This is a genomic window from Pseudomonas sp. H1_D04, from assembly GCF_054683855.1.
This window is the reverse complement of record NZ_CP162826.1, coordinates 1,315,164-1,326,683: the sequence shown is the minus strand read 5'-3', so window position 1 is coordinate 1,326,683 and position 11,520 is coordinate 1,315,164. Positions and strand designations below refer to the sequence as shown.

18 protein-coding genes and 1 tRNA gene are annotated in these 11,520 nt (G+C 58.3%); all 19 read right to left on the bottom strand.

Translation table 11 applies throughout. From position 1 onward, the window contains the following. Nucleotides 1-36: 36 nt before the first annotated feature. The 19 genes from AB4N82_RS06240 to AB4N82_RS06150 all read right to left on the bottom strand — a co-directional run bounded on the left by AB4N82_RS06240 (nucleotide 37) and on the right by AB4N82_RS06150 (nucleotide 11,517). Entirely contained in the window at nucleotides 37-1,839 is a 1,803-nt protein-coding gene (locus AB4N82_RS06240) for a DUF927 domain-containing protein (RefSeq protein ID WP_460104684.1), read from the bottom strand. Then, nucleotides 1,826-2,707, bottom strand: coding sequence for a toprim domain-containing protein (locus AB4N82_RS06235; protein ID WP_460104681.1), 882 nt, complete (start codon nucleotides 2,705-2,707; stop codon nucleotides 1,826-1,828). The genes AB4N82_RS06240 and AB4N82_RS06235 overlap by 14 nt, the downstream gene beginning before the upstream one ends. Beyond that, complete coding sequence (locus tag AB4N82_RS06230; RefSeq protein WP_460104679.1) at nucleotides 2,704-2,841, bottom strand: hypothetical protein; 138 nt, start codon at nucleotides 2,839-2,841, stop codon at nucleotides 2,704-2,706. Before AB4N82_RS06230 ends, AB4N82_RS06235 begins: the two co-directional genes overlap by 4 nt. Nucleotides 2,842-2,922: 81 nt before the next feature. Beyond that, the gene (locus AB4N82_RS06225) at nucleotides 2,923-3,210 is read right to left on the bottom strand and encodes a hypothetical protein (protein WP_460104677.1); all 288 of its coding nucleotides are present in this window, start codon (nucleotides 3,208-3,210) and stop codon (nucleotides 2,923-2,925) included. A 6-nt stretch (nucleotides 3,211-3,216) separates the two neighbouring features. Next, entirely contained in the window at nucleotides 3,217-3,549 is a 333-nt protein-coding gene (locus tag AB4N82_RS06220; protein WP_460104676.1) for a hypothetical protein, read from the bottom strand. After that, nucleotides 3,546-3,809, bottom strand: a complete 264-nt coding sequence (locus AB4N82_RS06215) for a hypothetical protein (RefSeq protein ID WP_460104673.1) — start codon at nucleotides 3,807-3,809, stop codon at nucleotides 3,546-3,548. Before AB4N82_RS06215 ends, AB4N82_RS06220 begins: the two co-directional genes overlap by 4 nt. Further along, nucleotides 3,806-3,967, bottom strand: a complete 162-nt coding sequence (locus tag AB4N82_RS06210) for a hypothetical protein (RefSeq protein ID WP_460104670.1) — start codon at nucleotides 3,965-3,967, stop codon at nucleotides 3,806-3,808. Before AB4N82_RS06210 ends, AB4N82_RS06215 begins: the two co-directional genes overlap by 4 nt. A gap of 314 nt (nucleotides 3,968-4,281) precedes the next feature. Continuing rightward, nucleotides 4,282-4,956, bottom strand: coding sequence for a KilA-N domain-containing protein (locus tag AB4N82_RS06205; RefSeq protein ID WP_460104668.1), 675 nt, complete (start codon nucleotides 4,954-4,956; stop codon nucleotides 4,282-4,284). Next, nucleotides 4,953-5,258 carry a helix-turn-helix domain-containing protein gene (locus tag AB4N82_RS06200; protein ID WP_460104665.1) on the bottom strand — a complete coding sequence of 102 codons (306 nt, stop codon included), beginning with the start codon at nucleotides 5,256-5,258 and terminating at the stop codon, nucleotides 4,953-4,955. Before AB4N82_RS06200 ends, AB4N82_RS06205 begins: the two co-directional genes overlap by 4 nt. Beyond that, on the bottom strand, nucleotides 5,259-5,528 hold the full coding sequence (locus tag AB4N82_RS06195; protein WP_460104662.1) for a helix-turn-helix transcriptional regulator: 270 nt from the start codon (nucleotides 5,526-5,528) through the stop codon (nucleotides 5,259-5,261). A 96-nt stretch (nucleotides 5,529-5,624) separates the two neighbouring features. Then, the gene (locus tag AB4N82_RS06190) at nucleotides 5,625-6,557 is read right to left on the bottom strand and encodes a hypothetical protein (RefSeq protein WP_460104660.1); all 933 of its coding nucleotides are present in this window, start codon (nucleotides 6,555-6,557) and stop codon (nucleotides 5,625-5,627) included. A gap of 170 nt (nucleotides 6,558-6,727) precedes the next feature. Continuing rightward, nucleotides 6,728-7,969 carry a tyrosine-type recombinase/integrase gene (locus tag AB4N82_RS06185; protein ID WP_460104657.1) on the bottom strand — a complete coding sequence of 414 codons (1,242 nt, stop codon included), beginning with the start codon at nucleotides 7,967-7,969 and terminating at the stop codon, nucleotides 6,728-6,730. Nucleotides 7,970-8,139: 170 nt separating this feature from the next. Then, nucleotides 8,140-8,216: transfer RNA gene (locus AB4N82_RS06180), tRNA-Met, on the bottom strand. A 262-nt stretch (nucleotides 8,217-8,478) separates the two neighbouring features. Next, nucleotides 8,479-8,796 (bottom strand): type III secretion protein, encoded by a 318-nt coding sequence (locus AB4N82_RS06175; protein ID WP_460104655.1) that lies wholly within the window; start codon nucleotides 8,794-8,796, stop codon nucleotides 8,479-8,481. Nucleotides 8,797-8,872: 76 nt separating this feature from the next. Then, nucleotides 8,873-9,091, bottom strand: a complete 219-nt coding sequence (locus tag AB4N82_RS06170) for a hypothetical protein (protein ID WP_032886104.1) — start codon at nucleotides 9,089-9,091, stop codon at nucleotides 8,873-8,875. An 84-nt stretch (nucleotides 9,092-9,175) separates the two neighbouring features. Beyond that, on the bottom strand, nucleotides 9,176-9,769 hold the full coding sequence (sctL, locus tag AB4N82_RS06165) for a type III secretion system stator protein SctL (protein ID WP_122752376.1): 594 nt from the start codon (nucleotides 9,767-9,769) through the stop codon (nucleotides 9,176-9,178). 11 nt (nucleotides 9,770-9,780) lie between these two features. Beyond that, nucleotides 9,781-10,329 carry a type III secretion protein gene (locus AB4N82_RS06160; protein ID WP_122752753.1) on the bottom strand — a complete coding sequence of 183 codons (549 nt, stop codon included), beginning with the start codon at nucleotides 10,327-10,329 and terminating at the stop codon, nucleotides 9,781-9,783. 13 nt (nucleotides 10,330-10,342) lie between these two features. Then, nucleotides 10,343-11,143, bottom strand: coding sequence for a type III secretion system inner membrane ring lipoprotein SctJ (gene sctJ, locus AB4N82_RS06155; protein ID WP_122752377.1), 801 nt, complete (start codon nucleotides 11,141-11,143; stop codon nucleotides 10,343-10,345). A gap of 5 nt (nucleotides 11,144-11,148) precedes the next feature. Next, entirely contained in the window at nucleotides 11,149-11,517 is a 369-nt protein-coding gene (locus AB4N82_RS06150) for an EscI/YscI/HrpB family type III secretion system inner rod protein (RefSeq protein ID WP_095183769.1), read from the bottom strand. Between the last annotated feature and the right edge of the window lie 3 nt (nucleotides 11,518-11,520).

Sequence of the window (11,520 nt, the reverse complement as noted above, 5' to 3'; positions counted from 1 at the left end):
GTGAACTCGGGCATTCATACTTGATGGATATGGTGGTCATGCGCCGCCCCCTTCGCTGTCCATGGCTTCTGGGTCGATCACGTACAGGCGCGCCGATCCGCCGGCAGGGATGCGGTACTTTTTGGTTTTGCGGCTATCGCGGTCGGTGTCGCGTTTGGCCAGGGCTCCGCCAACCTCCAGTGCCTTGACGACGCGGGTGAGGCCGAACCCATGGGCGGCCTCGATCAGCGCGGACTTGTTGAACAGGTACAACCGTTTGCCGGCTACCAGCTCCCAGTACCCGGCGCGGTTGAATACCTTGGCGTCCACCTCTGCTGCGTCGACATCGGAGAATCGGCTGCTACTGTGCTTGTCGATAAAGTCGATGATGCCGGCCAGGATCTGGCGGTCTTCTGCGTTGCCCCCGCCGACACGGGAGAGCCATTCCCCGTAGAGCAAACGGCAGTCGGAGAGGGCGGTGCCGGGCGCCCAAGGGAGCAAGCCGTAGGCGATGGCCATTTCGCCCGCCAGTGCGATCACGGCGAACCGGTCAGCCACGCGGCCGGCCTGGGCGTTGTCCTCGACGAACTGGGCGCGGATGCCGTCAAAGTCACTGAGCAGCCCGGGCTTATCGTCGTCGGCGACCAGGCGCTCCACAAACGCTGGCCCGAGGTGGCCGTGGTGGGCTCCGACCGCCACGGTGAGCTGTCGGTGAAAGTCCGCTCCCTCAAGCCCGTGCAATTCGTCGAAGGCCCGGTGTGTACGTGTACCGGCGTTCACATCGACCATGCGCAGCTCGGCGCCAGCGTGGGCGGCATTACCGGATATGGCCGCGTGTTCAGAGAGTGAGCGCTCGCCGCTGGAGAGTGTCAGCAGGCGCCAGCTCAACTTCGCACGGCCTTCACGCTCACGGGTCATGGTGCCCTTACCCTGGCCGTTGGCGAGGGAGTACGCCATTTCCTGTACGCGCTTGGGGTCGGCGCGCTTTATCTCATCCAAGGGCAGGATGGTGTCATTGCGGCTCGATGCTTCGATCTCCAGGCCGCCCTTGGTCATGTCCCAACTGGCGGCGAACACGCCCGGGTCGCCCCATACCGACGATCCGATCAGTTGCGCCAGCGACTTACCGCTCGAGCTATCGCCCACCAGGTGAACACCGCCACCTAGCACGCCGACCAAACTCAGCAGTGGGCCAGCTAGTGAGCAGCCGATCGCCAGCGTCAGCACCGGGTTGCCCGCGCACTTGGCGGCCACCTCCGATTGCCACAGCGCCAGCTCGCCGCGCCGGCTGAAAAGTACCTGAGCCTTGTTGCTGGCCTGGTACCGCACATTGGCGCTGCCGATGGTTCGCCCAGGCAGCACGAATGCGCCCGATTCATGCCAACCCGGCCGGCTGGTGGTGGCAAACACTTCTGCAGGATGCTGGTCGAGCAGGTACTCCATGAACGTGCCGCGCTTCTTGAGGGCGATAATGACGCCCATCCCGAACAAGGCACGCCGGGCGTCCTCGCCGCTGCCGCCGAACACTTCCATGGCGATGATCCATTCCTTGATGCCGCCCTCTGTGACTAGGCGTAGCAGCCGGCCCTCGCTGCCATCGTCGCTGTTGGTGGTGCGGGCGACGACGGTGACGGGGCTGGAGATCCACTCATCAGTGATAGGCCGGTCGCCGGTATCGCCCTCGGCGTCGTCCTGGTCAGCGGCGGCGCGCTTGAAGCTATGCCAGTAAACGCCCGGGCGCAGCTTGCGGCCCTTCTCATTGATCACCCAATGCTCATACACCGCCCAGCAGGGGCGATCTGGCGCAATGGTCGCGGCGTCCGGCCGAAGATGGATCACGTTGGTGTCAGGCTTGGACATGGGGGAGTTTCCAGTTGGCGAGGTCGTTGAAGTCGGTTAGGTCATCGGGGGCGCCTTCCGGCCATTCAGGGAAAGCCACTTGGCCACCCACGGCCGCCGCTGCTGCGTTTGCCGCTGCGCGCCCCGGGTTGCCATCGGTGAGCCGATCGTCGTCGCCGGCGATGACGATTGCCTGGCCCGGGTAGCGAGCGCGCAAGCCCATCGCCGCCGGGATCAAGTTGCCCGCGTTCATGGCCGCGGCAACGACATAGCCGCCGTGCTGGTGGAGGCTGGCGGCCGTCGCCCACCCTTCGCAGATGCAAAGCACAGAGCCTGGCTCGATGATGCCCAGCGGCGAATAGGTGCCCTTGATCCGGCCGCCGAACAGGAAGCGCTTGTCGCCGTCCGGCCCGATCCTTTGCAGGTTGACCAAGCGCCCATCTAGGTACAGCGGTATCAGCAGGTCAGCGCCACGCTGGCGCAGGCCGTAGGAGCGAACTGCCTTGGCTACCAGATACGGGTGGTCGGGCGCGGCCCGGCGCGCATTGCGCCACCAGTGATTAGCCTTCTCGGCGGCCTGCTGCTGGCGCCGGTGTTGCTCGGCTTCGCGCTGACGCCGGGCCTGGTCGACCCGCTCGCGGATTTGAGCCGCTTCGCGGGCGTCCACTGGCTCGCGACTACACCACGTGCTGGTGCCACCGGCTTTCCAACTGCCGAAAGCGCCGGACGCGATACCGTCAGCAAACAGTGTGTACCAGCCATTGAAGGAGCCAGCCTTGTCGCCTGGAACGTGAAACCGGTGAATGGTGCCGTCGGCCAAGGGGAGCCACTCGAGAGGGCCATAGACGGCCTGGAGCGCATCACGGAATAGGATCGTTGCGTCAGTCATGCGGCCCCCTTCGGCGGGGTAAACCGCTTGGCCAAGTTCTCCAGTTTCTGAGTCAGGCGCTCCAACTCATCGCATTGGCGGCCTTGGTCGCCTTCCGAGATGCGCAGCTCCAGGAAGCCCACCAGGGATTCCACCAGCAGCGCATAGCTGGCGCTGTCGATATGAGCGCCAGCAGTGGGGGGCCGCCACTGCCCCTGCGCTTGATTGGGGTCACGTTATCCATGGCCGACCTCCCGGCGATCAGCGCCAGCAAAGGCCCGGCAAACTTGACCGTTGTTCACACCGTGCCAGCGGGTAACGTCGTCGATTGAATCAACCAGGCAGGCCGTCACCTGGGCGCCAGCATTGCGCATAACAACGCGCCCGCACTCAGCGTCGGCCTCGGTCAAGAATGATCCCAGCAACGCCTTGGGCACCTTCGGGTGCGTGACGTAAAACAGTTCGATGGTTTTTTTCAGGCAAGCCTTCGGCGTACCCGCGTTTTTGCAGGTTAGGTTGTTCATGATTTTTTAAGCCTCTACTTGGTCTTTCGGCTTGAACCGCTCGGAGCCATTTCGCATTGCGCGCAAGCCAATCACCGCAGCCCTGGCTACGCGATCTATAAAGCCGATTTCAAGGTTCGTATATCGCCCACCCATGCCGCACAAGGCGAACTGAATGGCGCCGAATGCTTCGGTTTCATCATGTGCGGCCAGCTCGGTGATCTCGTAATCGAAGCAAGCAAGGCCCTTTTCCCAATCGGCAGCTACGCCAGGGTTGTTCCGGGGCCAGTTGATGAGCCTGCCCATGTCGTCGCGCTTGGTGAAACTGAGGTCATCCCGCGTTTGGATTGCCGTTTTCATTCGTCACCCCCGGCGCCCAGGCCAGCGCACCCGGACAGAGCCGCGGGAATTGCCTCGCGGTTGCAGTCGGCGGTCTTGGCGCCGTCAGCGGCTAGGTTCCACGCGACATCTACCAGATTGCGGACGTGCTGACTCGTGCCCTTGTCTGCCAATGCGGCATAGAGAACGGCCTCAATCTTGCGCAGGGCGATCTGGGCGCTTTCGAGATCCTCAACCGTGTCGTGGGCGATTTCTTGGATGGTGCGAGCGGGAGTATTCATTGCGCACCGCCGGCAGACTCCAGGGAGCGGGCAATGCTCATGTGATGCGAGTAACGCTTGAGGCGGGTTGCGAGGCTGGAGTTTGCGCGGAGGGCGCTCAGGGCCATACGGCGGTGAGCAAATGCGCGAATTGCGGACGGAATGAGGGCGTGATTCATTGGTGTAGCTCCTTCTGCTGAGGAGCTGCCACGTTCGTTACCAAGCGAATGGGTGGCAGCTGTACGCAGGTTGGTAAACCGGGGCAAAAGGAACCCGGCAGGCACGAATGCCTCCCACGCACAGCCGCCATAACACGTAACTGCGGGCACAAAAAAAGCGCCTGCAATCGTAATGGGGGCGCTGTTGCGCCTTTTGCTGATCGGGTTACCAAGCCCGGTCGCTGAATTTGCAGCGACTGGCAAACCATACCGACGAGCACGATTGCTTGCAACAAAAGTTATCGACCGTTTATCGCTGATCATGAGCATAGCTGTCATACCGCAACACTCCGGAGGTGCTTGGCCGTTAGGCTTTGGACATAGCGCAGTAGGGATGCTTTGCGGGCGGCGAAGTCCTTGCCCTGGCCGATCAGCAGCACATCGCGGATCTCGATCAAGGTAACCAGCACCAGCTCATGGGCGCTGAGCTCATCGCGATTGCGGCCGGCGAATTGTCCGGTGATCGCCTGGTTAATCAGTTTGGCTTCGTTGATGAAGTGGTGGTGCTGGGGAGTCTTGCCACTCTCCTCATGAGCGATTGCCAGAGCCTCACACAGACCGCGATAGCCGACGGCCGATTGCTGGCGGGCCTGTTGCCATTTGGCCTGGTCACCGCGTACCAGAGCGTCGATCTGCTCGTCGCACCAGATCTCAAAGTCCACAGAGAGCCAGCGGGCGAATTTCACAGCCAGCTTCGGATGGAGCCAGGTACCGCTGTTGGCAGTATTGCCTCGACGGGTCGTAACAAGAGTAATGCGGGATTTTCCCGTATTACTCTCAATCATCCTGCTCGCCAGTTTCTCTATGTACTCCTCGGTGGAGCCGAGACGCAGCCACTCGTTGGGAACCTTATCGAAGCGGGCGGCTGCAACGGTCGCGTTGATCCAACCGTCAGCATTGAAGTTGATGACCTGGCCCTCGTATGAGAGGGGGACAACACGGGCGCTCATGCCGCCACCTTCGCGCCTGGTTCCGTGATCAATGTGTAGACGGCAACACCACGGTGTATGCGGCCCCACTCATCCGTCATCGTGATGCGGTTGGTGATGATCTTGTATCCGGCACTGCGCAAGTCGCAGATACGAGCGCCAGGACGGCAGATGTTCAGCTCGCGCATGATGGTGAAGGTGTCAGCAGGCCCTTTACGAAGACGCGGAACAAGCCGTACTAGTTGGGCGTGGTTACTGGTATCGTATAGGTGAGTTTTTTCTGGGCTGGCCTTATTGGGTTGGCCTTTTTTTTGGTCGGCCATTTATGCAGCCTCCCCTCGCAAGGCGATGCGTTGGCGCACCCAGGCGTGGACCTCAGCCAGTACAAAACCGACTGGCGAACCACGCGACTTGCTGTTGCTCAGTGGGACAGGGCGGGGGAAGGTCGGGTCGTCCTTGAGGCGTTTGTAGACAGTGGGGCGGGCCAGGCCGGTGATGGCCTCCAGATCCGGCATACGAATCAAGGTGATTGCAGGATCGAAGTTTTGCGCGGCGGCGGGGGATGGCTGATGGGGCGTATGGATTGTATGCATGTTGCGATTCCCGTACTAACTGGAGATGACGGGAGACAGATTCGCAATTCGTTGGCGCTTTGGGCACGACAAAGCGCCGTCATTTCAGCCTGTGTTCTAGCGCGGCAAGTTGAAGCTTCTATTCGTTTTTAGTGTCGTCAGAACATCGTCGAAATCTAGGCCTCTTTTGTCGGCGATGCGTTTGGCGGCAATTTCCCGGTGGGCGTCCAACTCACTTTTTGCCAATCGTTCGATGGTCCGCATCTCCAATGGCCTTTCCACAAATGACAGCCCCATCAAATGGAACACAGCTTTTTTATGGAATGAGCGAAAAGCTTGTTGGTTTACTCTCAGCAAATCAGTGGCGAATAGACGGGTAGGGAGATCTGCGTCATTCCTGCGGCTTGCAGGGGAAGAAATATCTTCACAAGAATCCAAATCACGCAAGGCTGATTCTGTACGGATGCTGTATGCGAGATTCTTCCGAAGGCTGTCAGGTAACCATTCGGTGCTGAGCACTTCCTCGAAATCCGCGAGCAGGTCTTTGAGGCGGCGGATTGTCGCTGGCCCCTCGATTGCGGTGCGATGGCCGGCGCCGCTGATGTACCTGTAAGACGCACCCGCGACCAGTGAAACGTAATTGATATAGTGGGACGGGAGGCGAGCAATTTTCAGAGCAATGTAGCTCGCGCGTGCGTATTTCTCTTCACGGTAGCTTGGTAGCCATCGTTCTAATTCGCGCCGGATTGGTACCTCCCAGTGATCATCAGTCACTTTGTGGTAACCCAGTGACTTGAATGCCATCGCGAATGCGGGCTCAGATTCGAGCCATTCCATTGTTCTCTTGCACTCATCATTAAGAGTCTCGCTTAGCTGGACCTCGATCAGCTTTGAGCACGCGCGCGCCGCCCCTGGGAGATCAGCGTCTTGAAAACCACTGACGGCCAGCTCATCAATTTCGAAAACGATAGCTTTAGATGCTTTGTCAATGAAGCGATCTGCTACCAACGAGAGCTCATAAAAGCTGTCTGGTGTTGGGATCTCTGCCAATTAAATGCCCTCCGGCATTACTCATTAGGTTGGCCAGCAAAGCGGATGAGTGTCCGCTTTTCGCCCCGTCGGGCTAGGCTGGCCAAAACGCTATGCCTATATAGGTACTGGCTATCCGAACAGTAATGGCGTTCAGTCTATAGCTGTCTACGCCTGCTAGGGAAGTACGCTCATGCCAGCTTGCCGAAGTGGCCCTGGATCACAACGCCGCCAGCCAGGCCATCGAGGTAGTTCGCATACCATTGCATCATCGTTTTGCGCTGCGGCAGGTACTGGGCTTTGTTGTAGACGCCGGCAACGCCAGGCTTTTTGTGTGATAACTGGGCTTCGATGTGATTCTCTTCGAACCCGTTCTCGTTGAGCACTGTCGACGCGATATGCCGGAAACCGTGACCTGTTTGTCGGCCTTCATATCCCATACGGCGCAGCGCCATCAGAAACACGGTGTCACTGCGTGGCTTGGTGTGGTCGCTGCGGCCTGGGAATAAAAGGGGATAGCTGCCGGTGTACTGGCGGAGCTCCTCTAGCGCCTCGATCGCCTGAGACGAAAGCGGCACTAGGTGCTCAAGTCCCTTTTTGCGGCCTTTACGCTCGACCGGGATCGTCCAGACCTTCTTGGCGAAATCGAACTCCGACCACTGCGCCTCGCGCAGCTCGCTGGGGCGCACGGCGAACAGGCTCAGCAGGCGAAGGCCGAGACGCACATCGTGGGCGTGCGGATAGGCAGCGATGGCGCGGATCAGGCCGGGAAGTTCATCGGGTGAGACGTGGGCGTAGTTCTCGGCCTTGCCTGACTGGAGGTATTTTTGCAGCCCATCAAGTGGGTTATGGGTCGCCCGGCCAGTTACCCGGGCCAGGTCGTAGGCGTCTCGGCAGTACGAGCGCACCCGGCTCATTTGCTCGAGGATTCCCTGCTGCTCCATGCCGCGCAGAAACTCCATCCACTCAAGCGGTGTGATGTCGGCGTAGGGTCGCTTGCCGAACACCGGGAAGACGTGACGTTCCAGGGCGCCGATGATTCGCTTGGCGGTGCCCGCGTCCCAGTTGGTGAGACGAGAGGCGTACCACTCTCGCGCCAGTGGCTCGAATGTCTCGCCGGCGACATCCCTTTCTGCTTTCTTGCGGGCTTGCTTGGTAACGATCGGGTTTTTGCCGTCGGCTGCGTCGGTGAGCAATTCGGCCGCTTTCTGCCTGGCGACTGATCCGCTTACCTCGGGGTAACCGCCAAGCCCAAGCCACGACCATTTGCCGTCGGGCTTCTTGTAGCGAAGCTGCCAGGACTTTTGGCCATCAGGCTTCACGCGGAAATAAAGGCCGCTCCCGTCCAGCTCGCGATACTCGCTGGCATCAGGCTCAAGGCCGGCCAATGCGGTATCGGAAAGGGGGCGGCGTTTTATCTCGGATCGCTTCATTTGGGCTTGTATCCCCTCGGTTCAATTATTTGTCGAGGATACACAGGGGGATACACGGAGGGAAGGTATAGGGAGATACAAGGAGAGATAGCCAGAAACAAGAAAGCCCGCACTAGGCGGGCTTCTTGAGGTTGTTTAGAGACTCATGGAGACATCTGTAAACAGGTACTTGGTGGCTACACAGGGACTTGAACCCCGGACCCCAGCATTATGAATGCTATGCTCTAACCAACTGAGCTATGTAGCCAAGTGGCGCGCATTATTCGCGCAGAACGGGAATGCGTCAAGCATTTTTATTAAGAATTTTTCTACGCTTTCAATTGTTTATCGAAAATGGCCGTGTTGGCTGGCCGTAGGCGGCGTCTACACAGGTATGGGGCTGGGCAACGTGCGGATGATTGCCGGGGGATTGCTCGGGCGGATGTTTGGTTTTACCGGGATGGCGGCGCTGCTGGGACACCGGGCGGATGCTCATGACATCAAGTGGGTTTACACACTGGGCTCTCGGGTTAGTACGACAGTGAGCGTAGCGAGGTGGGTTTGAGGTTTTGAGTCGGGCGAGCAAAGCGCGCGACTGTGGCGCGCCAGGTGTCGCGTTGGTTCAGCAGGGCCTCAAGGCAACCGAGCACGTAAGCCTCTCCCTGCCCACCTGGCAGTTTCTGAATCAGCCATAACGCGCCGCTGTCAGCTTTTTGAGCCAGTGCGCCATGGAAATGATTCAGGCTGGCCGCGCCCAGGCGCATCCAGTGCTGCAAGGTGGTGGTGTCTGCGCGGATTGAGGTCAGTTGAGGGCTAAGTAACAAAGCGTCTCCCTGACGTTTCAGCATGATTTGGTCATCACCCTCAAACAAACTGAGTTGTTCTCTACAGCCACTTAACCAATCACGAACTAGCGATTGCATGTTATTGGAAACTCTCAAAAGTACTTTTGAGCAACATATGCGAAACGCGGTTATGTTCCAGATACGCCATTTGGGAAAGGGTGTTCTTGACGGCAAGTTCATAGAATAATTCAGCGTCAGCCCCATCTTTAGAGCCGTTGCTTGAACTCTGCTTATACAGCTTGTGGGCAATACTGCTGCTTCTTGAAAGTTCTTGTGAAAGATTGTTGGAAAGACTCATGGGCGTTCCTTTGTCTTGGGTGGACGTGCATGGGTGGATCAATTGTTGTTAAGTAGCGTTGTGCAGGACGCCAGGCGGATGCAATTAAATGTCTATCCGGTATTCCTTTGCGTGATTGAAAAAAGCATCGAGCATCGAGTGCCAGCTAATACGGAAATCACCCTCATCGGTTTTCAATACAAGGGTCTGCGCAGGGATTGTTTCGTCGGGCTGAAGCTTCCAGAGTGTTGCCTGTTGATTGGCGAGGCACTGTTTTATCTCCTCAATGTCCTGTGGGTGACAGAGCAGCGAGGCGTTGATCTCATGAATCTGGTTTGCCAGTAGTTGCCTCAGAAGGGCGGCCAGCCGCTCGGGGGGCACCGTGTCGTCAAGCAGGCAGCGAATCGCCTGGTTGGTGATTGATGTTGCATACACCTCCAGGTTGTCACACATCGCTTGACGGTCACGCTCCCAGCGCTTGAGTTGGGCGTCTGCGCGTTGCCAGAAATCCAGGGACGCCTTTTCCAGCAGCATTTCGCATCGCTTCTCTGCCTGGATTACCAGTTCATCAGCCTGTGCCTTGGCGCGACTGATGAGTTGGTTGGCGTGTGCCCAGTTTGCAAGCTCTTCCCGGGGGATCAGGCAACGTGGCAATTCCGAAGCATCCTTGAGCAACTCAATGGTGTGTCGGCATAACATCGCTGTTTTCCTTACGCGTTCGGGTCAGGTGACAGGGGGGCGTTTGCCAATGTCGTCACGCGCCAGACTACGGCTTGCCATAGCGTGTTCAGTCGACTGCTTGCGTTTTCGAGTGAGACGGTACTTTTCTCAACCGCCTGTACGCGGTTACGGGGGAATCTCAGTCGAAGGCGCCGCCAGGTATCGGGCTCTACCCAGCTGGAGAGCAATTGCAATGGATCAGCATCGCGCGACAGCATGGTAGGGGGCAGCGCCTTGGATAAACGCATGCACCACAGGTGCTGACTCTCGCTCAACGGCGTCGCCGCTTCAGGATTGAACGTGTCGTGAACCAGTGTCAGCGCCAGGTTGAGTTGTTCCGTTGAAGCAAGGGCCAGGCGAAGTACCGTCGGGTGAGGGGCAGGAGGCAAGCACGCAACAATGCCAGTGAGGTCGTCCGGCGCGGACCGCCTGTTGCGATAAAGCACTTTAATTGCGGGGTACTTGTCGCCCCTCCAGTCCTCGTGGGCGTGCCTCCAAGGGAACGCCCACCATTGAGCCCAGGCCAGATATTCACTCATGGAGTGATCCAGCTCAGGTGTCATGAGAGGTGCCATCCTGTTCGTGGGCTATGCGCGGCTCTTGCTGAGGATGCTGGCGGCGGCTGAACAGGAATAGCCCGGCAACCAAGGAGGACGCCACGCCAAGCAGTACCGCGATAACACTGCCTCGCCAAAACCCAAGATCATCGCTTGGCACCAGGAAAGGGCCGAAATACACCAGCCGCTGCTGCTCCTGGTAGGTGGTGGCAGGTACAAAGATCACGCTGAGTTTTTGCAGGTTATCCACTGCAGTGGTCATGCCTGGAATGCTGCTCGCCACCATCCTGCGAACGCGCGCGCGAATATTATCGGGATCCAGCCGTGGGTCATGCTTAATGAATACTGACGCTGAAGCGGGCTGGACTGGTTCTCCCGGTGCGATGCGTTCGGGCAATACCACGTGCACCCGGGCAATAATTACCCCGTCAATGTTGGATAAGGTGGCTTCAAGCTCCTGGGATAAGGCGTAGATATAGCGTGCTCGTTCTTCCAGTGGAGTGGAAATAACCCCTTCCTTGCGAAAGGTATCGCCCAGCGTGGTTCGTGCCACTCTAGGTAATCCTGCGGCTTCCAATGTACGTACGGCACGCCCGATATCGGCGGTGTTAACCGCCACGACGACACCGTCTTTGGACGGGATTTTTTGGGCGCGAATATGTTTGTCTGCCAATTCCGCTACCACTTCATTGGCTTCTTGCTCAGAAAGCTGTCGATGAAGTTCAACGCGGTCGCTGCAACCGTTTAGCATGAATGCAAAAGTCAGAAGTAGGGCGGCAGGCAGGTATTTAGTCATGTTCACTATTGCAGGTTACAGATTTTGTCGATGCATTGGCTTGTCTTGCCAAGGCTCTTTACTAAAAGTTGGGTCGTTAGCGCTACATTAGAAAGTTCCTGCGGATACTCTCTGAACTTGTCAGCGTCCATCCCTTTACTTGATGATTTCAACGCGCGTGCAAGGCGATCTTTGGCATCTCCGATATGTTTTGATGGCTCGGTCAGCATGGCCAATACAGTGTGGTTGGCGGAGGCAGGCGTGTTTGATATCGACCCTTCGAGCATTGAGGTGAAGAAACCAACATCCGTACTAGAAGCTGAAGGTTCCCGTGTGACGCCCGTGTTGCTGTGAAGTTTGTTTGGCGTTGAAAAGTCAAATGCTTCTATCTGCATATA